This is a genomic window from Pseudomonas sp. MUP55 (genome assembly GCF_034043515.1).
Taxonomy (GTDB): Bacteria; Pseudomonadota; Gammaproteobacteria; order Pseudomonadales; family Pseudomonadaceae; genus Aquipseudomonas.
The window spans coordinates 2,612,719-2,633,491 of record NZ_CP138214.1 but is presented as its reverse complement, the minus strand read 5'-3'; the positions used below and the strand labels follow the sequence as shown (position 1 = coordinate 2,633,491).

At 61.5% G+C, this 20,773-nt stretch carries 18 protein-coding genes; 11 read left to right on the top strand and 7 right to left on the bottom strand.

The annotated features are described in order from the left end of the window. Nucleotides 1–65: 65 nt before the first annotated feature. Nucleotides 66–1,298, top strand: coding sequence for an NADH:flavin oxidoreductase/NADH oxidase family protein (locus SC318_RS11855; RefSeq protein ID WP_320430939.1), 1,233 nt, complete (start codon nucleotides 66–68; stop codon nucleotides 1,296–1,298). A gap of 78 nt (nucleotides 1,299–1,376) precedes the next feature. Then, nucleotides 1,377–3,101 (top strand): ubiquinone-dependent pyruvate dehydrogenase, encoded by a 1,725-nt coding sequence (gene poxB, locus SC318_RS11850; protein WP_320430938.1) that lies wholly within the window; start codon nucleotides 1,377–1,379, stop codon nucleotides 3,099–3,101. Nucleotides 3,102–3,150: 49 nt separating this feature from the next. Here the strand turns inward: poxB and SC318_RS11845 are convergent, their stop codons facing one another. After that, nucleotides 3,151–3,708, bottom strand: coding sequence for an NADPH-dependent FMN reductase (locus SC318_RS11845; RefSeq protein ID WP_320430937.1), 558 nt, complete (start codon nucleotides 3,706–3,708; stop codon nucleotides 3,151–3,153). Between the two features lie 217 nt (nucleotides 3,709–3,925). Between SC318_RS11845 and SC318_RS11840 the strand changes: the two genes are divergently transcribed. Next, nucleotides 3,926–4,162 carry a hypothetical protein gene (locus tag SC318_RS11840; RefSeq protein ID WP_320430936.1) on the top strand — a complete coding sequence of 79 codons (237 nt, stop codon included), beginning with the start codon at nucleotides 3,926–3,928 and terminating at the stop codon, nucleotides 4,160–4,162. A 49-nt stretch (nucleotides 4,163–4,211) separates the two neighbouring features. On the opposite strand, the gene SC318_RS11835 is transcribed toward SC318_RS11840, so the two are convergent. Beyond that, on the bottom strand, nucleotides 4,212–4,550 hold the full coding sequence (locus SC318_RS11835) for a hypothetical protein (RefSeq protein ID WP_320430935.1): 339 nt from the start codon (nucleotides 4,548–4,550) through the stop codon (nucleotides 4,212–4,214). A gap of 182 nt (nucleotides 4,551–4,732) precedes the next feature. On the opposite strand from SC318_RS11835, the gene SC318_RS11830 reads away from it, so the two are divergent. After that, on the top strand, nucleotides 4,733–5,641 hold the full coding sequence (locus SC318_RS11830) for a LysR substrate-binding domain-containing protein (protein ID WP_320430934.1): 909 nt from the start codon (nucleotides 4,733–4,735) through the stop codon (nucleotides 5,639–5,641). A 79-nt stretch (nucleotides 5,642–5,720) separates the two neighbouring features. Here SC318_RS11830 and SC318_RS11825 read toward each other — a convergent pair whose 3' ends face one another. The 5 genes from SC318_RS11825 to SC318_RS11805 all read right to left on the bottom strand — a co-directional run bounded on the left by SC318_RS11825 (nucleotide 5,721) and on the right by SC318_RS11805 (nucleotide 10,870). Then, entirely contained in the window at nucleotides 5,721–6,302 is a 582-nt protein-coding gene (locus SC318_RS11825; RefSeq protein WP_320430933.1) for a GNAT family N-acetyltransferase, read from the bottom strand. Nucleotides 6,303–6,310: 8 nt separating this feature from the next. Continuing rightward, nucleotides 6,311–8,566 carry a lysine-specific pyridoxal 5'-phosphate-dependent carboxylase LdcA gene (locus SC318_RS11820; RefSeq protein WP_320430932.1) on the bottom strand — a complete coding sequence of 752 codons (2,256 nt, stop codon included), beginning with the start codon at nucleotides 8,564–8,566 and terminating at the stop codon, nucleotides 6,311–6,313. A 237-nt stretch (nucleotides 8,567–8,803) separates the two neighbouring features. Next, the gene (gene dnaQ / locus SC318_RS11815) at nucleotides 8,804–9,544 is read right to left on the bottom strand and encodes a DNA polymerase III subunit epsilon (RefSeq protein WP_320431220.1); all 741 of its coding nucleotides are present in this window, start codon (nucleotides 9,542–9,544) and stop codon (nucleotides 8,804–8,806) included. An 83-nt stretch (nucleotides 9,545–9,627) separates the two neighbouring features. Next, nucleotides 9,628–10,080, bottom strand: coding sequence for a ribonuclease HI (gene rnhA / locus SC318_RS11810; protein ID WP_057725161.1), 453 nt, complete (start codon nucleotides 10,078–10,080; stop codon nucleotides 9,628–9,630). 31 nt (nucleotides 10,081–10,111) lie between these two features. After that, nucleotides 10,112–10,870 carry a class I SAM-dependent methyltransferase gene (locus SC318_RS11805; protein WP_306492839.1) on the bottom strand — a complete coding sequence of 253 codons (759 nt, stop codon included), beginning with the start codon at nucleotides 10,868–10,870 and terminating at the stop codon, nucleotides 10,112–10,114. Nucleotides 10,871–10,935: 65 nt separating this feature from the next. Here SC318_RS11805 and gloB point away from each other — a divergent pair, with 65 nt between their 5' ends. The 7 genes from gloB (at nucleotide 10,936) to SC318_RS11770 (ending at nucleotide 20,773) form a co-directional block, all read left to right on the top strand. Then, complete coding sequence (gloB, locus tag SC318_RS11800; protein WP_320430931.1) at nucleotides 10,936–11,703, top strand: hydroxyacylglutathione hydrolase; 768 nt, start codon at nucleotides 10,936–10,938, stop codon at nucleotides 11,701–11,703. A 98-nt stretch (nucleotides 11,704–11,801) separates the two neighbouring features. Further along, the gene (locus tag SC318_RS11795; RefSeq protein WP_320430930.1) at nucleotides 11,802–13,199 is read left to right on the top strand and encodes a transglycosylase SLT domain-containing protein; all 1,398 of its coding nucleotides are present in this window, start codon (nucleotides 11,802–11,804) and stop codon (nucleotides 13,197–13,199) included. Between the two features lie 211 nt (nucleotides 13,200–13,410). Beyond that, a complete protein-coding gene (locus tag SC318_RS11790) occupies nucleotides 13,411–15,240 on the top strand; it encodes an extracellular solute-binding protein (RefSeq protein WP_320430929.1) in 1,830 nt (609 codons plus the stop codon). Then, on the top strand, nucleotides 15,237–17,075 hold the full coding sequence (locus SC318_RS11785) for an extracellular solute-binding protein (protein WP_320430928.1): 1,839 nt from the start codon (nucleotides 15,237–15,239) through the stop codon (nucleotides 17,073–17,075). The genes SC318_RS11790 and SC318_RS11785 overlap by 4 nt, the downstream gene beginning before the upstream one ends. Then, the gene (locus SC318_RS11780; RefSeq protein ID WP_306492834.1) at nucleotides 17,076–18,149 is read left to right on the top strand and encodes a microcin C ABC transporter permease YejB; all 1,074 of its coding nucleotides are present in this window, start codon (nucleotides 17,076–17,078) and stop codon (nucleotides 18,147–18,149) included. A 1-nt stretch (nucleotide 18,150) separates the two neighbouring features. Further along, entirely contained in the window at nucleotides 18,151–19,170 is a 1,020-nt protein-coding gene (locus SC318_RS11775) for an ABC transporter permease (RefSeq protein ID WP_017738565.1), read from the top strand. A 1-nt stretch (nucleotide 19,171) separates the two neighbouring features. Further along, complete coding sequence (locus SC318_RS11770) at nucleotides 19,172–20,773, top strand: ABC transporter ATP-binding protein (RefSeq protein ID WP_320430927.1); 1,602 nt, start codon at nucleotides 19,172–19,174, stop codon at nucleotides 20,771–20,773.

Below are 20,773 nucleotides of genomic sequence, written 5' to 3'. Positions count from 1 at the left end.
GCCCGCTTGACATTAAAGTTAACTTTAAGCTTAGCCTGAGGCCTCCCCCGCTCAGGAGTCAACCCATGTCACCCTTTGAAGCCTTGCACCTGCCCAACGGCCAAGTCATTTCCAACCGTATCGCCAAGGCGGCGATGGAAGAAAACATGGCCGACCTCAATCAGGCTCCCTCCCGCGAGCTGAAGCAGTTGTACAAGACCTGGGCCGAGGGTGAGCCCGGCTTGCTGCTCACGGGCAACGTGATGATCGACCGCCGTGCCATGACCGGCCCCGGTGGCGTCGCCCTGGAAAACGAGCAGCACCTGGACAGCTTTCGCGAATGGGCCGATGTGGCTCGCGCCAAGGGTGTGCATTTCTGGGTGCAGCTCAGCCATCCAGGGCGTCAGACCATGGCCAACCTGGGCCAGCAGGCATTGGCGCCGTCTGCCATCGCCCTTGACCTGGGTAGCTTTTCCAAAATGTTCGCCATGCCCAGGGCCATGACCGAAGACGACATTCAGGACGTGATCGCACGCTTCGCCACCAGCGCCCGTCTGGCTGAAAAAGCCGGGTTTACCGGGGTGCAGATCCACGGCGCCCACGGCTACCTGTTGAGCCAGTTCCTGTCACCCTTGAGCAACCATCGCACCGATCGTTGGGGCGGCTCATTGGAAAACCGCGCGCGCCTGCTGCTGGAAGTGATCAATGCCGTGCGCGCCAGTGTCAGCCCTTCATTTTGCGTGGCGGTAAAGCTCAATTCCGCAGATTTTCAGCGTGGCGGCTTCGATGCAGCCGACGCGCGTGCCGTGGTTGAAATGCTCAACCCGCTGCCCATCGACCTGCTGGAATTGTCCGGCGGCAGCTACGAAGCACCGGCCATGCAAGGCGAGGCGCGAGACGGGCGCACATTGGCCCGTGAGGCCTACTTCCTGGAGTTCGCCAAGGAACTCGCCACGGTCGCCAGGATGCCGTTGATGGTGACCGGCGGCATTCGCCGCCTGCCCGTCGTGCAGCAAGTACTGGACAGCGGCATCGCCATGGCCGGCATCGCCACCGCGCTGACCCTGGAGCCGCAATTGATCAGGCACTGGCGCGAAGGTCGCGACCTCAACCCGCAACTCAAGCCCATCAGTTGGAAACGCAAACCCCTGGCCGCCCTCGCCACCCTGGCCGTGGTGCGAGACCAGATGCGCCGCCTGAGCCGCGGGCGCGTGCCCAACCCCAAGGTTGCGCCGTGGCTGGCGCTGGCCTGTGACCAATGGTTTACCGCCCGCCGCGCTCGGCAATACCGCGCAAGCATGACGCAATCTTCACGTTAGAAGCGGAGCATTCGCCGTGATTGAACTGTCCCCTACTGATCAGCAGTTTTTCAACCTCACTGACGATTGGAGTTCTTCATGGCGAAAATCAACCTGGCCCAGCAGTTGGCTACCACCCTTGAACAGGCGGGGATCAAGCGCATCTGGGGCCTGACCGGCGACAGCCTCAATGGCCTCACCGACGCCCTGCGCAGCATGGACAGCATCGAGTGGATGCACGTGCGCCACGAAGAAGTCGCCGCGTTCGCCGCCGGGGCCGAGGCCGCCGCCACCGGTGAGTTGACGGTGTGCGCCGGCAGTTGCGGGCCGGGTAACCTGCATTTGATCAATGGGTTGTTCGACTGCCATCGCAACCATGTGCCGGTGCTGGCGATTGCCGCGCAAATTCCGTCCTCGGAGATCGGCCTGAACTACTTCCAGGAAACCCATCCTCAGGAGCTGTTCAAGGAGTGCAGCCACTTTATCGAGCTGGTGAGCAACCCCGAGCAGATGCCTCAGGTGCTGCATCGCGCCATGCGTTCGGCGATCCTCAATCGGGGCGTGGCGGTGGTGGTGATCCCCGGGGATGTCTCGTTGCTCGAAGTGGAGGACAAGCTCAAGCCCTGGCCGACCCTGCATGCACCGCGAACGTTGCCCGCAGAGGCGGATCTGCAGCGGCTGAGCGAGCTCCTGCACAGCAGTGAAAAAGTCACCCTGCTGTGCGGCAGCGGCTGCGCCGGTGCCCATGACCAGGTGGTGGCGTTGGCCGACACCCTCGGCGCGCCGGTGGTGCATGCCTTGCGCGGCAAGGAGCATGTGGAGTGGGATAACCCTTTCGATGTCGGCATGACCGGCCTGATCGGTTTCAGCTCCGGCTACCACGCGATGCTCGATTGCGACACCTTGATCATGCTCGGCACCGACTTCCCCTATCGGCAGTTCTACCCCACCGACGCGAAAATCATTCAGGTCGACCGTGACCCCCAGGCCCTGGGACGACGTGCCACGCTGGACCTGGGCATCGCCGCCGATGTGCGCGAAACCATCGACGCGCTGCTGCCGCGCCTGACCCGCAAGACCGATCGCAGCTTTCTCGAGACCTCGCTGAAGCACTACGAAAAAGCCCGCCAGGGCCTGGATGACCTGGCGCAACCGTCCAAGGCGGATCGGCCGATCCATCCCCAGTACGTGGCTCGCGTGCTCAGCGAGCTGGCCGATGATGACGCGATCTTCACCGCCGATGTCGGCTCACCCACCGTATGGGCTGCGCGCTATCTGAAGATGAACGGCAAGCGCCGGCTGATCGGCTCGTTCAACCACGGCTCGATGGCCAACGCCATGCCTCAGGCCATCGGTGCCCAGGCGGCCTTTCCTGGGCGACAGGTGATCTCCATGTCGGGCGACGGTGGTTTCACCATGCTGATGGGGGACTTCATTTCCTTGGCGCAATTGAACCTCCCGGTGAAAATCATCGTGTTCAATAACGCGTCACTGGGTTTCGTCGCGATGGAGATGAAAGCCGCAGGCTACCTGGACGCGGGTACCGAGCTGAAAAACCCGGACTTTGCAGCCATGTCCAATGCCATGGGCATCCTGGGGATTCGCGTGGAGCAATCCGAAGACCTGGAGCCGGCCCTGCGCCGCGCGCTGGCCCACGACGGTCCGGTGCTGGTGGATGTGGTGACCGCGACTCAGGAACTGGTGATGCCGCCAAGCATCAAGCTGGAACAGGCCAAGGGCTTCAGCCTGTATATGCTCAAGGCGGTAATGAGCGGGCGTGGCGATGAAGTGATCGAACTGGCACGCACCAACTGGCTGCGGTGATCGTCCGTGGGAGGGGGCTTGCCCCTCCCACATCAGCACTCAGTGCCAATCAACCCTTCTGTTTTTCGACCCACTTACCGTACGCATCGATAAAGGCCTGCAGGAACGGCCTGGTCTTCTCGGACAGCTTCCCCGCGTCATCAAACACACTGCCCGCACCGCCCAGGTAGGCCTCCGGCTGCTGCATGCACCACACGTCCAGAAACACCAGGGACTGGCGCAGGTGATGGTTGGCGCCAAAGCCGCCAATGGCCCCCGGCGACACGCTGATGACCGCCCCCGGCTTGCCGCCCCAGACGCTCTGCCCATAAGGGCGCGACCCCACGTCAATGGCATTCTTCAGCACCGCAGGCACGGAACGGTTGTATTCCGGAGTCACGAACAGCACCGCGTCGGATGAACTCACCTGATGGCGGAAAGTGCTGTAGGCTGCGGGCGCTGTCGCACCTTCATTGTCTTCGTTGTAGAGCGGCAAATCGCCAATTTCGACGATATTCAACTTGAGGTTGGCAGGGGCCAGTTCGGCCAATGCCAGGGCAACCTTGCGATTGATCGACTCTTTTCTCAGGCTGCCAACCAGGACGGCAATCGTGTAGACCTTGCTCATAGAGGTTTCCCAACGTGTGAGTAATGGAGTGGACAGTTATAGAGACTTCGCGGCACATGCACCAGCAGGTTTAGAGAACGTCGCCACGCACCCACGCGCGTAGGAAATATCGGAAACTTTAAACGAATAGTATTTTTTCCTTATAGGTAAACTACCCCGCTCACTGACGGTCTACAGAACCGCAAATCGAGCGTTTATCTCCAGAGGTTCTAAACAGATGGCAGCAGTACTAGTCGGACAGTTTCATGCCAGAGACGCGGAAGGCCGCGTATATTCGGTGCATGAATTCCAGGAATCCACCCCGGCACACGGCGACCTGGCTGGCTCGGCGCCTACCACCACCTACAAGCTGGCCATTGGCGACCGTGTAGAGAAGCTGGAAGGTGACGAGTTCAGATTGATCCAGTCGGGCACGATTATCGTACGCGAATCTCAAACCACCCTCGCGTCCTGAGATTTCGCCCTGTCCACCTGCTCAGTCATCGCGACTGGGCTGGGGATGCTCAGGGGCTGCGAATTTCCGTCACTTCGATGCCCTGCTCGCCCTGCTTGAGCGTCACCACCAACTGCCCTCGCTCGCCTTGCACCGCATACATGGAGCGCTTGTAGCCCGACCTGTCGTAAGCGGGATACGCCTCCACTTGCCTGACCAGGGTTATACCGAGTACCGCGCCCACTTGTTCGCCGACCTGCTCCTGAGAACGGATAAACGCTTCAAGTGCGAGGTTTTCCGGCACGTGTTCGTCATGATTATCGAAGAAGTAAGCCGCCATGCACCCCAAGGTCACCAGAACCAGGAGTTGCTTGGCCGTTACCCCGAATAATGTCGAGGGTAGAGGCATTTGAGACCAGACCTGTTTTTGTTGTAAGTACCGGGGAGCCGGCAGTGGTCGTTGCTGATCAGACGGTTCATTCTAGTGAGGTCCTGGCTTAACGCCATAGGCAGGGGCGACCCATGCAGTCTTTTTTGCGCACGGCGGCCTGCACCATTGAATCCCCAACGCGCTGCACATAGACTCCGGCCATGCGTTTACGTCATATCGAAGTGATTCAGGCCATCTTGCAGACCGGACACCTCGGCACGGCCGCCGAGTGGTTGCAACTGCCCGTGGGCGAGGTTGACGCCACACTCAAGGATGCCGAGCTGCAGCTGGGCTTCATGCTGTTTGCCAGTGTGCGCGGGCGCCTGCAAGCTACCCGTGAAACCCTGGAGTTGCAGGCCCAGATCGCCCACCTGTACGAAGCGCTGGAACCGATCCAGCGACTGGCCAGCCGCCTGAAACACCACCACGCGCCGACCTTGCGCGTGCTGTGCACCCCGCCGCTGGCCAACCAGCTATTGCCCCACGGCATCGCCATGCTGCGCCGGCGCTTTCAGGATACGCCGTGCAACCTGTCGAGCCAGCCGACCCGCGAGATCGTCAGGCAGCTGTTGCTGCATGAAACCGATGTGGGGCTGAGCCTGCACGACCCGGAACACCCGCACATTCAGGCTACGGTACTGGCCCAGGGCAAACTTCAATTGCTCGCGCCCCACGGCTGGCTGAAACCCAGGCAGAAGTACATTGCGCTGCAGGATCTGGCCGGGCAATCGCTGATCGGCCTTGAAGGGCATGACCCGTTAAGCCGTTTGCTGGACGCAAAGCTGCAAGCGTTGCGCCCGCTGCCGGTGGTGCAAACGCGGGTACAGACTTACCAGATGATGCGCAGCATGGTCGAGGCCGGTGAAGGCCTGGCGGTGGTAGACCCGTTCACCGCCTTCGGCGCACGGGACGCGGGGCTGGACGTGTGCCCCATTTCACCGCCGATCAGCGTTAGCCTGTATGCACTCACCCTCCAAAACAGCGCCCAGTCGCCGGCCTTGAATGCGCTGCTGGAGATCATTACGCAAAAGGCCGAAAGTCTGCTCTGCAACGACACCAGGCCCCTGTAGACACACATAATGTGGCGAGCAAGCTTGCTTGCGCTGGAGCGCGCAGCGCTCCCAAAAAACCTGCGACCGCTGCACAGTCTCAGTTCGATTCGACTTCGGTCTTGAACAGCCGATACCAGAAAATCGCCACCTCGCGGGTTTGCGGGTCAATGCCGCGATAACGCAGTTGATCAATCCCGCCCATCACATACCCGCTGCGCTCATACAGGCGACAGGCACCCAGGTTGTTGTTCTGGGTTTCGAGCATCATGCCCGGCAGGTTTTTCTTGCGTGCCCAGAACTGCGCCACGTCCAGCAGCGCCTTGGCCACACCGTGACGCCGCGCAGGCAGCGCCACCGCCAACTCATCGACGTGGGCAAAGCCATTCCAGTTGGTGCTGATCACCACGTGGCCGACCGCGCAGTCGTCCAGATAGGCCATGAAGATCGCGCTGTCGGGCGCGTCGCGAAAGCTGGCGAATTCTTCAGGGTCGATGCCGTAACACTTGCGGTACGGCAGGATGCGCTCCACCGGCCATTGATCGACCCGCTTGTCCATCTGCGGCACCCCGTAGCCGCTGACCTCAAAACTGAAATCGTTGCCCCATACATAAGCGTCGAAGCCTTCATCGGCGACTCGCACACTGAGCCCTGGATACTTCGGGTTCACGACAGCTTGCATAACGTTCCTTAACCTTTGATGCAATCGACGGTGTAACAACGACCATTGCCGTCATCTTCATGTTGCAGCCCATGAACATCGGCGACAAAGCCGGGAAAACTGCTATCGAACGTACGAGCGAAAGCCAGGTAGTCGATGATCGACCGCGTTGACTCGGTAAAACGCTCGCCCGGCATGATCAACGGAATACCCGGCGGATAGGGCACCAGCATCACGGCTGCGATGCGTCCTGGCAAGGCATCGATGGAAACCGCTTCCACCTCGCCCCTGACCAGTTGGTCGTAGGCGTCGGCCGGCTTCATTGCGATCTGCGGCAACACCGTATACATGCGTTTGAGATGCCTGGCCGTCGCGTTGCTGCGGTAACAACTGTGCAACTGGTTGCACAGGTCGCGCAACCCCAAGCCCTGATAACGTACCGGTCCCTGGGCATACACCGAAGGCAGGCAACTGGCCAGGCTGGCATTCCCATCATAGCTGCGCTTGAACTCCAGCAGTTCGGTGAGCAGCGTACTCCACTTGCCTTTGGTGATGCCCATGGAAAACAACACCAGGAAAGAATACAGCCCGGTTTTCTCCACCACCAAGCCGCGCTCCCAGAGGAATTTGCTGACGACTGCCGCCGGAATTCCGCAATCGCTCAAGGCGCCGCCGGCGTTGAGGCCAGGCATTACCAGCGTGACCTTGATCGGATCCAGTAGCACATAATCCTCAGCCACATCGCCAAAACCATGCCACTCATCCTGAGGGTGCAGCAGCCAGTCCGCGGTGGCGACGCGGTCGATACCGGCCACCGAAGGTGGCTGCCAGATGGAAAACCACCAGTCGTGGGCGGCGATATGCTGACGCAGGTTGGCCAGCGCGCGACGGAAACTTAAGGCCTCATCGAACATTTCCTGCAACAGCGAGCGACCCGCCGGGCCTTCCATCATCGCCGACGCCACGTCCAGGGAGGCGATGATGCTGTACTGCGGCGACGTGGAGATATGCATCATGAACGCTTCGTTGAAGCGGTCGCGGTCCAGCTGCCGAGCACCGCCGTCCTGCACGTGAATCATCGACGCCTGACTGAATGCCGCCAGCAGTTTGTGGGTGGAGTGCGTGGTGAACACCAGCGGGCTGTCCGGCGTGCGCGAGGTGCCCATGCCATAGCGCCCGGCGAAAAACTCATGGAATGCCGCGTAGGCGTACCAGGCTTCATCGAAGTGCAGCACCTCCACGCTGTTACCCAATTGCTGCTTGATCAGTTCGGCGTTGTAGCACAGCCCGTCGTAAGTGGAATTGGTCACCACCGCCAGCTTTACCTTCGCCGCACGGCCACGGGTCAGAGGACTCGCGTCGATCTTGGCGCGGATCGATTCGGCGCTGAATTCGCTGAGCGGGATGGGGCCGATGATCCCCAGCTCGTTGCGCTCCGGGCACAGGTACAACGGGATCGCGCCGGTCATGATGATCGAATGCAGCACCGACTTGTGGCAGTTGCGGTCGACCAGTACCAGATCATCGCGACCGACCATGGAGTGCCAGACAATCTTGTTCGCGGTGGACGTGCCGTTGATCACGAAAAACGTGTGATCGGCACCAAAGTTGCGCGCGGCGCGGGCTTCGGCTTCTGCCAGCGGCCCGGTGTGATCGAGCAGCGAGCCCAGCTCGGGGACTGAGACAGACAAGTCCGAACGCAGGGTGTTTTCCCCGAAGAACTGATGAAACGCCTGCCCCACCGGGCTTTTGCGATAGGCCACGCCACCGCCATGGCCGGGGGTGTGCCATGAGTAGTTGGAGTCTGCGGTGTGTTGCACCAGGGCCTTGAAGAACGGCGGCAGCAAACCATCGAGGTAGGCGCGCGCAGCACGGGCGACCTGACGAGCGAGGAACGGTACGGTGTCTTCGAACAGATACAGGATGCCGCGCAACTGGTTGAGTTCGCTCATGGCGTCAGCCGGTGCGTTTTCCAGGGTGACTTGCTCGCCCAGGGCGAAGATCGGCAGGTTGGGCGCCCTCACCCGCGCCAGGCGGATCAGCTCGACCATATTCTGCAGCAAGTGGGTATTTTCTCCGGCGCCTTCAGCAGCGATGAGCATGCACGCCAGGCCGTGGTGGGTGGACGCCACCAACCGCCCTTCGGCGTAGTCCACCGCAGAAAAGATGCTGAAGCCCTCCTGTTCCAACTCCCTGGCGATGCCTCGAACCCGGTCACCGGCAACGGTGTCGGCCTTGATGTCGCGATGCACGATAAGGACGGGGAACTTCAGGTCTTTGTACATGAGGGCGTGAAGTCCTGAGGGCTATGCACTCAAGGGTAGAAGCTGGAAGCCGATGTTGCGAATGAAGATTTCACAGACGATGAAGATCAATTGTGGGAGGGGGGCTTGATGATCGTTCCTACGCTCCGCGTGGGAATGCATCCTGTGACGCTCTGCGTCACGACGTGAAGAGCGGACGCAGAGCGTCCAGGGCGCCATTCCCACGCAGAGCGTGGGTATGATCATAGGGCGCCAGGATTAGGGTTGGGTCAACTGAGTCCACAACGCCGGCGCGCCCGCCGCCTTGGCGATCGCGTCCAGCCGCGCAGCATGCTCGGCCAGATCCTGCTCGCTGGCATGGATGACGGGCGTAGGCTTGCGATCAGCCGGCAGGCGACGGATCTCCGAAGGGCGATTGCCCGAGCCTTCCGCAGAGCCGCTGCCGTCGGAGGCATTACCGGCCAGCGACAGGCTGGTCTGCCCGCCGGTCATGGTCAGGTAGACGTCGGCCAGAATCTCGGAGTCGAGCAAGGCGCCGTGCAGTTCACGGCCGGAGTTGTCGACGCCATAACGCTTGCACAAGGCATCGAGGCTGTTGCGCTGGCCCGGGTGACGCTCGCGGGCCATCATCAAGGTGTCGAGGATCGAGCAATGCCTGGAGATATCCGCGCGATCCGTCTGCCCCATCAGGGCAAATTCGTTATTGATGAAGCCGACGTCGAACGCCGCGTTATGGATGATCAACTGGGCGCCGTTGATGAACTCGAAAAACTCATCGGCCACTTCGGCAAAGCGCGGCTTGCCCTTGAGGAACTCGTCGGTGATGCCGTGGACGCCAATCGCGCCTTCGTCACTGTCACGGTCCGGTTGCAGGTAGACGTGGAAGTGACGCCCGGTCAGACGGCGGCCCATCAGTTCGACACAACCGATTTCGATGATCCGGTGGCCATCGGTCACTGGCATGCCGGTGGTTTCGGTATCGAGTACTACGGATCGGATGGCCATCAGGGTTCAGCTCTCAAAAACGGTGTGGTGTGCGGTGGTGTGCGTCAAAGGGCGCGATATTAACACGTCAGCCGGCTTCAGCTCTGCTTGTAGCCGCGCACTTCGTCCACGCCGCGGTTGGCCAACTGGTCAGCCCGTTCGTTGCCGGGATGGCCGATATGCCCACGCACCCATTTCCAGGTGATGTCATGCCGGTTGCATTGCTCATCGAGCAATTGCCACAGGTCGGCATTCTTGACCGGCTCCTTGGAGGCGGTTTTCCAACCGCGCTTCTTCCAGTTGACCATCCACTCGTTGATGCCCTTCATCACATATTGCGAGTCGGTCACCAGCAGCACATTGCAGCGCCGCTTGAGTTCTTCCAGGCCGCGAATGGCGCCCATCAGCTCCATGCGGTTGTTGGTGGTGTTGGCTTCGCCGCCCCACAACTCCTTCTCCACGCCCTTGCACACCAGCAATGCGCCCCAGCCGCCGGGGCCGGGATTGCCCTTGCAGGCGCCATCGGTGAAGAGTTCTACGCTATCGGTCATCGGTTATCGGGCCTGAATCAAAAAAGAGGTTTTACGGTTCGCGCTGTTCGCGGTTGACCTTGGCCAGCGGCATCGGCACCAGCTTGCCGAGCGGTTCGCGGCGCACCTGCTGAACGGGCCGCAGCCCGACCGCGATCTTGCGCGCCACCAATAAATAGAAGCCTCCACCGGACAGTTGCCAGGCCCCCGCGCGGCGTTCCCAGCCGGCGAGGCGCCCCTGCCACTTGGCGGACGCAAGCGGCGGACGATAGCACCCGAAGCGGCGTTTCTCCAGCGCGAAGCCCAGCAGGTTGAGCCAGTCACCCACCCTGGAAGGCGCGATGCAGCGCGCCTGGCGCAGGCCGTCGTGGGCGAATACGTGGCGCAGGCCCCAGCTGCTCCAGGGGTTGATGCCGACAATCAGCAAATGGCCGCCCGGGCGCACGCTGCTCGCGGCTTCGCGCAACAAACCGTGGGGCGAGAGGCAGAAATCCAGGCCGTGCTGCAACACCACCACATCGGCGGCGTGTTCGCTCAACGGCCAGGCCTGCTCCTCGCAGACGATTTCCACGCCGGGCAACGGCGCCCCCAGGCGTACATTGCGCTGTACCTGCGGTGCGCACGGCGGCGTCTCGGCCGAGGGTCCGTAATGCACCAGATAGCCACCAAAGAACCGGCCCAGCTCGTCTTCGAGCATGCGCCGCTCTTCATCCAGCAGAAATTGCCCAAGCGGCCCGGACAGCCATTCGCGGGCCGCGCCGATCAGAGCCAGCCACTCAGGATCGGCCTGGGCGAACGCTTTATCAGTCATTGCATTCTCCAACTCGCCTAGACGTTCTAAGATGCACCAATGTGTTCAGCTTGGCGAATCGAAGAATGATACAGATCACTGCCCTACCCGCCTTCACCGATAACTACATCTGGTTGTTACAGGATGAGCAAACCCAACGCTGCGCCGTGGTCGACCCGGGTGACGCGGCCCCGGTGCTCGCCTGGCTCAAGCAGCACCCGGACTGGACCCTCAGCGATATCCTGATCACCCACCATCACCATGATCACGTCGGTGGCGTCGAGCAACTCAAGGCCGTTACCGGCGCCAGGGTGTATGGCCCCGCTAACGAGAAAATCCCTGCGCGGGACGTCGATTTGCAGGATAACGACCGCATCACCGTGCTCGGCTGGGATTTTGATGTGTATGCGGTGCCAGGCCACACCCTGGGCCACATCGCTTATTACCATCAGGGCGTGTTGCTGTGTGGCGACACCCTGTTTGCCGCCGGTTGCGGTCGCCTGTTCGAAGGCACGCCGCAAGAGATGCATGCATCGCTGGAGCGCCTGGCCGCCCTGCCTGCCGATACCCTGGTGTACTGCACCCATGAGTACACACAAAGTAACCTCAGGTTTGCCCAAGCCGTGGAACCGCACAACGCCGACATCGCGGAGCGTGTGGCGCACGTCGCGCAATTGCGCGCCCGCGGCGAGATGACACTGCCGTCGAACCTGGCCCTGGAAAAACGCACTAACCCTTTTCTGCGCACCTCTGAAACATCCGTTAAACAAAAAGCGGACGAACGGAATGGCCGCGACAACCGCTCTGGGGCCGAGGTGTTCGCTACGTTGAGGGTCTGGAAAGATACGTTCTAAGGCGATGCAATTTGATACGCAATTTCTGAATGGTTGACCGCAACCCAAGCGCTTTCTAGAATCGCCCGACATTTTTGCCCGGAACTTACTTCCAGCCAATGTCGTCATCTATTCGTAAATCCATTTCTTCAGACGCATTGACCCGCCTGGCTCAAGCCGTGGCGGTGGCCGTTTCCGCAACTCTGGCGGGCTGCCAATCGACTCATTACGCTGCACAAACCACCGTGCAACCCAAACCGAATCTTGCTGCCAAGATCAAGCAAAAACCTATCTGGCTCTCAGAGAAGCCCAGCCCCGAAGTGCCCCAGGATGTCTGGGAACGCATGCGTCGGGGCTTTCAATTGCAGGACGGCCTGGGCGTCAACCCGCGCATCGAGCAACAACGCCTGTGGTTCGCCAGCAACCCGTCCTTCCTGGAAAATGCCGGTGAACGCGGCAGCCTCTACATTCATTACATCGTCGAGCGCCTTGAAGAGCGCAACATGCCCCTGGAGCTGGCGCTGCTGCCGGTGATTGAAAGTGCCTACAACCCCATGGCCTATTCGCGCAGCGATGCGGTCGGGCTGTGGCAGTTCATTCCCTCCACCGGGCGCTACTTCAACCTGCGCCAGACCCGCGCCTACGATGGCCGCCGCGATATCACCGCCTCCACCACCGCCGCCCTGGACTACCTGACCCGCCTGCATGACATGTTCAACGGCGACTGGCTGCTGGCCCTGGCGGCCTACAATGCGGGTGAAGGCACGGTGAGCCGGGCCATCGAACGCAACGAGAAGCTCGGCCTGCCAACCGACTACTGGAACCTGCCCCTGCCCCAGGAAACCAAGGACTACGTGCCTAAATTCCTGGCGCTGTCCCAGGTGGTGCTGGCCCCTGAGGCCTACGGCGTGAACCTGAACCCGATCGCCAACACGCCGTATTTCGAAGTGGTTGAAGTCAAGCAAAGCATGGACCTGTCCCGGGTCGCCGCGCTGGCGGAGATTGATGAAGACGAGCTGTTCCAGCTCAATCCGGCCCTGAAACAACGCACCACCCTCGACGGGCCCCAGCATTTGCTGGTGCCGACCTCCAAGGCGCAACTGCTCACCAGCACCCTGTCGACCATGAAGCCGGAAGAGTTGTTGAGCATGCGCCCCAAAAAGCCGGTGTTCGACGAAGTCGAGACCAAGGCAGTGGCCGGGCGTACCCGCAGCTACAAGGTGCGCACGGGCGACAACCTCACGCTGATCGCCAAGGCCAACAAGGTCGATGTGCATGACCTGCAGCGCTGGAACAAGCTCAACGGCCAGGCGCTCAAGGTCGGCCAGACCCTGGTGATGCAGGACACCCGTAAAGCCGCGACGAAGCCGGTGCAGTACAAGGTCAAGAAAGGCGACTCGCTGTACATGGTTGCCAAGCGCTTCAATGTGGAGATGCAACATCTCAAGCGTTGGAACCCACGCACCGGCCAGGCGTTGAAGCCTGGGCAGATGCTGGTGGTTTCCGGGCCAAGATAAAGACCTGAAGAACACCGAGGCACCCAATGTGGGAGGGGGCTTGCCCCCGATAGCAGTGGCCAGTCAACCTAGGTAGTGACTGACACACCGCCATCGGGGGCAAGCCCCCTCCCACATTGAGTCCTCAGTGCTCCGGCAGCCTTTTTCCATCCGGAACAAGCTGTTACTGTACCGATCATAAAGCCCAAGCCGCCTGGATCGGATCTCTGACTTGAAGCGTCCCCTCCTTCTACTAATAAGTCTGGCCTTGAGCTTTGCGGCGAACGCGACGATTACCGAGAGCCACGGTTACGCGCAGTTCGGCACGCTCAAGTACCCGGCCAAATTCACCCATTACGATTGGGTAAACCCTGCAGCGCCGAAAGGCGGGACACTGCGGGTGATGGCCTTTGGCACGTTCGATACCCTCAACCCCTATACCTTCAAGGGCACCAGCCCGGTGTCCACCGGCAACTTCCTGCAATACGGCGTCAATGAGCTGAACGAGCCGCTGATGGTTGGCACCGGCCAGTACGCGCCTTCCGGCGACGAGCCGACGTCCAGCTACGGCCTGATTGCCCGATCAGTGGAGTACAGCGAAGACCGCAGCTGGGTCGTGTTCAACCTGCGCCATGAGGCACGCTTTCACGATGGCAGGCCGATCACCGCCGAGGACGTGGCGTTTTCCTATCGAACCCTGCTGACCGAAGGCCACCCGCAGTACCGCACCAACCTGCAGGAAGTGGCGCGGGTCGATATTCTCAATCGCCATCGCATCCGTTTCGTGTTCAAGCGCGCCGGCAACCCGCTGCTGATCCTGCGTCTGGGCGAGCTGCCGGTGCTGCCCCAGCATTACTGGAAAAATCGCGACTTCAAGGCCACCACCTTCGAACCGCCACTGGGCAGCGGGCCGTACCGCATCAGCAAGGTCAACCCTGGCCGCCAACTGGTGTTCGAACGGGTCAAGGATTACTGGGGCAAGGACCTGCCGGTCAACCAGGGCTTGTACAACTACAACAAGGTCGAGGTGGAGTTCTACCGCGACAGCGATGTCGCTTTTGAAGCCTTCAAGGCAGGCGAATTCGACATTTATATCGAGCACCAGGCCAAGAACTGGGCCACCGGCTACAACTTCCCGGCGGTCAATCGCGGCGAGGTCATCAAGGCACAGATCGCCCACCAGATCCCCACCCAGAGCCAGGGCCTGTTCATCAACACCCGCCGACCGGCCTTCAGCCAGACCAAGGTGCGTGAAGCCCTGGGGTTGATGTTCGACTTTGAATGGACCAACCGCACGCTGTTCAGCAGCGCCTACAAGCGCACGCTGAGCTACTACCCCAACAGTGAATTCTCGGCCACCGGCGTGCCGGTCGGCCAGGAATGGTTGATGCTTTCGCCCTATCGCGACCAACTGCCGGCCAATCTGTTGACCCAAGCCTTCAGCCTGCCGCACACCGACGGCCGCGGCATCCCCCGGGAAACCCTGCGTCATGCCCTGGCCCTGCTCGGCGAAGCCGGCTGGAAGTTGTCCGGCCAACGCCTGCTGAACAAGGACGGGCAACCGCTGCGCCTGGAAATCCTGCTGGTCAACCCGAACCTGGAGCGCATCCTGCAGCCATATGTGGAAAACCTGATCAGTATCGGCATCGACGCACACCTGCGCACCGTTGATCGCGCCCAGTACAAGCAGCGGCTCGACCAGTTCGACTTCGACATGATCCTGGTCACCCTCAACCAGACCCTCAGCCCGGGGCTGGAGCAGTGGCAGTACTTCCACTCAAGCCAGGCCGCGATCAAGGGCAGCAAGAATTACGCCGGCATCGCCAACCCCGTGGTCGACCACCTGCTGGAACGATTGCTCGCCGCCCAGACCCGCGAAGAACAACTGGCCGCCGGTCGCGCGCTGGACCGGGTGCTGCTGTGGCAGCACTACAGCATTCCCAATTGGTACCTCAACTATCATCGCCTGGCGTACCGCAACCGGTTCGCCTTTGTCACCACGCCGCCTTACAGCCTGGGCCTGAGCGCGTGGTGGCTGAAAGCTTCGGAGAAAGCCCAATGATGTTATTGCGCAGGACATTATTCGCCAGCCTGGTGCTGTGCAGTGCGGCCCAGGCCGCCCCGCAGCACGCGTTGACGCTCTATAACGAGCCACCCAAGTACCCCGCCGACTTCAAGCATTTCGACTACGTGAACCCCGACGCCCCCAAGGGCGGCACTTTCCGCGAATCGGCCATGGGCGGCTTCGACAGCCTCAACCCCTACATCAGCAAAGGCGTGCCGGCAGACAATCTGCCGTTGATCTACGACACCCTGGCCATGCAAAGCCTGGACGAGCCCATCACCGAGTATGGCCTGGTGGCCGGCAAGATCGAAAAAGCCCCGGACAACAGTTGGGTGCGCTTCTACCTGCGCCCCGAAGCCCGCTTCCATGACGGCCACCCGATCCGCGCCGACGACGTGGTGTTTACCTTCCAGACCCTGATCAAGGACGGCACCCCGCTCTACCGCACCTACTACGCCGACGTCGACGAAGTGGTCGCCGAAGACCCGCTGCGGGTGCTGTTCAAATTCAAGCGCACCAACAACCGCGAATTGCCGTTGATCCTCGGCCAATTGCCGGTATTGCCCAAGCATTGGTGGGCCACTCGCGATTTTTCCAAGGGTAATCTGGAGATACCGCTGGGCAGTGGCCCGTACAAGGTGGCTGAGGTCAAGGCCGGGCGCATGATCCGCTACGAGCGGGTCAAGGACTACTGGGCCAAGGACTTGCCGGTGGCCAAGGGTTTCTACAACTTCGATAACCGCATCACTGACTACTACCGCGACAGCACGGTCTCGCTGGAAGCCTTGAAGGCTGGCCAGTTCGACTATTGGCTGGAGTTCAGCGCGAAAAACTGGGCCAACGCCTACAACATTCCAGCGGTCGCCCAAGGCCGCTTGATCAAGGAAGAAATTCCCAACGGCAATCCCACCGGCATGCAGGGTTTCGTGTTCAACACGCGTAAACCGATGTTCCAGGATGTACGGGTGCGCAAGGCCATCAGCCTGTTGCTGGATTTCGAATGGAGCAACAAGCAGCTGTTCAATGGCGCCTACACCCGCACCCGCAGTTACTTCGAAAACTCGGAAATGGCCGCAACCGGGTTACCCGGCCCGGATGAACTGGCCATTCTCGAGCCCCTGCGCGACAAGATCCCCGCCGACGTCTTCACCCAGGCCTTCGCGCCGTCCAAGACCGACGGCAGCGGCATGATCCGTGCGCAGCAGCGCGAGGCCTACCAGCTGTTGCAGGAGGCCGGCTGGAAGATCGTCGACGACAAGATGGTCGACGCGACGGGCAAGCCGGTGACCATCGAGTTCCTGCTGGCCCAGACCGAATTCGAGCGCATCCTGCTGCCGTTCAAGCGCAACCTGGCCGACCTGGGCATCGACCTGGTGATTCGCCGGGTCGACGTGTCGCAGTTCATCAACCGCCTGCGCTCGCGGGACTTCGACATGCTGGTGGGCAGCTTCCCACAGTCCACCTCGCCGGGTAATGAGCAGCGTGAGTTCTGGAAGTCATCCAGCGCAGACAAACCGGGCAGCCGCAACTACATGGGGCTCAAGGACCCGGCGGTCGACCAGTTGGTCGAACAACTGATCGACGCCGACTCGCGCAAAAGCCTGATCGCCCACGCCCGGGCGCTGGACCGTGTGCTGCAGTTTGGTTACTACGTGATTCCCAACTGGCACATCAAGACGTTCCGTGTGGCGTATTGGGACCACCTCGGCCACCCGAAAGTCTCGCCGCGCTATGACGTGGGCACCGCCACCTGGTGGGCCAAGCCCGACGTCGAACCCGCGGTCCCCCTGGACACCCCACAAAGCGCCGAAGCGGCGAGCGGAGGCGATTGAATGCTGGCCTATATTGTTCGTCGCCTGTTGCTGATCATCCCCACGCTGTTCGGGATACTGCTGATCAACTTCGTGATCATCCAGGCCGCTCCCGGCGGGCCGGTGGAACAGATGATCGCCAAGCTCGAAGGCTTTGACGGCGCTACCAGCCGCATCGCCGGGGGCGGTGCCGAAGTCTCGGTGGCCGGCTCCAGCTATCGCGGCGCCCAGGGGCTGGACCCGGCGTTGATCAAGGAAATCGAGAAGATGTACGGCTTCGACAAGTCGGCGCCGGAACGCCTGTGGATCATGGTCAAGAACTATGCGCAGCTGGATTTTGGCGACAGCTTTTTCCGCGACGCCAAGGTCATCGACCTGATCAAGGAAAAGATGCCGGTGTCCATTTCCCTCGGGTTATGGAGCACCTTGATCATGTACCTGGTGTCGATCCCCCTGGGCATCGCCAAAGCCACGCGCCACGGCAGCCATTTCGATGTATGGACCAGTTCGGCGATCATCGTCGGCTATGCGATCCCGGCGTTCCTGTTCGCCATCCTGCTGATTGTGGTGTTCGCCGGCGGCAGTTACCTGGACTGGTTCCCCTTGCGCGGGCTCACCTCCAACAACTTCGACGAATTGAGCTGGGGCGGCAAGGTCCTCGATTATTTCTGGCACCTGGCCCTGCCCGTGACCGCCCTGGTGATCGGCAACTTCGCCACCATGACCCTGCTGACCAAGAACAGCTTCCTCGACGAGATCAACAAACAGTACGTGGTCACCGCCAAGGCCAAGGGCCTGACCAACCACCGCGTGCTCTACGGCCATGTGTTCCGTAACGCGATGCTGCTGGTGATCGCCGGTTTCCCTTCGGCGTTCATCGGCATCTTCTTTACCGGCTCCTTGCTGGTGGAAGTGATCTTCTCCCTCGACGGCCTCGGCCTGATGAGCTTCGAAGCGGCGATCAACCGCGACTACCCGGTGGTGTTTGGCACGCTGTTTATCTTCACCCTGCTGGGGCTGATCGTGAAGCTGATCGGCGACCTCACCTACACCCTGGTCGATCCGCGTATCGACTTTGCCAGCCGGGAGCATTGAGATGAACCTGTCCCCCCTCAATCGCCGCCGGTTCGAGCGGTTCAAGGCGAACAAGCGTGGCTGGTGGTCGCTGTGGCTGTTCCTGATTCTGTTCGTGCTCAGCCTGGGCGCCGAGCTGATCGCCAACGACAAGCCACTGGCCGTGCACTTCGACGGCGACTGGTATTTCCCGGCGCTCAAGCGCTACCCGGAGACCACCTTCGGCGGCGAGTTTCCGCTGGAAGCCAACTACAAGAGCCCGTACATCCAGGAACTGCTCAAGGCCAAAGACGCCTGGACCTTGTGGGCACCGATCCCGTTCAGCTACCAGAGCATCAACTACGACCTGAAAGTGCCGGCCCCCGCACCGCCGTCCAGCGTCAACCTGCTGGGCACCGATGACCAGGGCCGCGATGTGCTGGCGCGGGTCATCTATGGGTTTCGCGTGTCGGTGCTGTTTGCGCTGACGCTGACGGTGCTCAGCTCGATCATCGGCGTGATCGCCGGCGCCCTGCAGGGTTTCTATGGCGGTTGGGTGGACCTGGCCGGGCAGCGCTTCCTGGAGATCTGGTCCGGGCTGCCGGTGCTGTACCTGCTGATCATCCTGGCCAGCTTCGTGCAGCCCAACTTCTGGTGGCTGCTGGGCATCATGCTGCTGTTCTCGTGGATGAGCCTGGTGGACGTGGTGCGCGCCGAGTTTCTGCGCGGGCGCAACCTGGAGTACGTGCGCGCGGCCCGGGCGCTGGGCATGCAGAACGGCGCGATCATGTTTCGCCATATCTTGCCCAATGCGATGGTCTCGACCATGACGTTCATGCCGTTCATCCTCACGGGCGCCATCGGCACCCTCACCGCCCTGGACTTCCTGGGCTTCGGCCTGCCGGCCGGCTCACCGTCACTGGGCGAACTGGTGGCCCAGGGCAAATCCAACCTACAGGCGCCGTGGCTGGGCATGAGTGCGTTTGCCGTGCTGGCGATCATGTTGAGCTTGCTGGTGTTTATCGGCGAGTCCGCTCGTGACGCCTTCGACCCGAGGAAATGAGATGAATCAGGACAATCTGATCGAAATCCGCGACCTCAGTGTCGAGTTCGTCACGGGCGAGCATCACCATCGCGTGGTCAATAACGTCAGCTTCGATATCAAGCGCGGCGAAACCCTGGCCCTGGTCGGCGAAAGCGGTTCCGGCAAATCGGTGACGGCGCATTCGATCCTGCGGCTGCTGCCGTACCCGTTGGCGCGGCACCCGTCCGGCACCATCAGCTACGCCGGGCAAGACCTGCTGACGCTCAAGGAAAAGACCCTGCGGCATATTCGCGGCAACCGCATTGCGATGATCTTCCAGGAGCCGATGACCTCGCTGAACCCGCTGCACTGCATCGAAAAACAGATCAACGAAGTGCTCGGCCTGCACAAGGGCCTCACCGGCAAGGTCGCCACCCAGCGCACCCTGGAACTGCTGGAGCTGGTGGGCATCCCCGAGCCGCACAAGCGCCTCAAGGCACTGCCCCACGAGCTCTCCGGCGGCCAGCGCCAGCGAGTGATGATCGCCATGGCCCTGGCCAACGAGCCGGAACTGCTGATCGCCGACGAGCCAACCACCGCCCTCGACGTAACGGTGCAACTCAAGATCCTGGAACTGCTCAAGGAACTGCAGGCGCGCCTGGGCATGGCGTTGCTGCTGATCAGCCACGACTTGAACCTGGTGCGCCGGATCGCTCACCGCGTGTGCGTGATGCAACAGGGCTGCATTGTTGAGCAGGCCGATTGCGAAACGCTGTTCCAGGCGCCGCAACACCCGTACACCCAGGAATTGCTGGCGGCCGAACCCAGCGGTGGGCCGGCCACCAACGAAGTCGGGCCACCCTTGCTGGAAGTGGACGACCTGAAGGTCTGGTTCCCGATCAAGAAAGGTTTTCTGCGCAACACCGTCGATTACGTCAAGGCGGTGGACGGCATCAACTTCAGCCTGCCCCAGGGGCAAACTCTGGGCATCGTCGGCGAAAGCGGCTCGGGCAAATCCACCCTGGGCCTGGCGATCCTGCGCCTGATCGGCAGCCAGGGCGGCATTCGCTTCGAAGGCCAGCAGCTGGACCGCCTCACCCAGCAGCAGGTGCGCCCGTTGCGCCGGGAAATGCAGGTGGTGTTTCAAGACCCTTTCGGCAGCCTGAGCCCGCGCATGTGTGTCAGCGAGATCGTCGGCGAGGGGTTGCGCATCCACAAGATGGGTACGCCGGCCGAGCAGGAAGCCGCGATCATTGCCGCGCTCAAGGAGGTCGGCCTGGACCCGGAGTCACGCCATCGCTACCCCCATGAGTTCTCCGGCGGCCAGCGCCAGCGCATCGCAATCGCCCGCGCCCTGGTGCTCAAACCGCGCCTGATCCTGCTGGACGAGCCGACGTCGGCGCTGGACCGCACGGTGCAGCGCCAAGTGGTGGAATTGCTGCGCGGCTTGCAGGCCAAGTACAACCTGACCTACCTGTTTATCAGTCATGACCTGGCGGTGGTCAAGGCGCTCAGCCACCAGCTGATGGTGGTCAAGCAGGGTCAGGTCGTGGAACAAGGGGATGCCAGGGAGATTTTCGCTAACCCCCAGCACCCCTATACTCGGCAATTGCTGGAAGCGGCCTTTCTGGTGCCCGCTTGA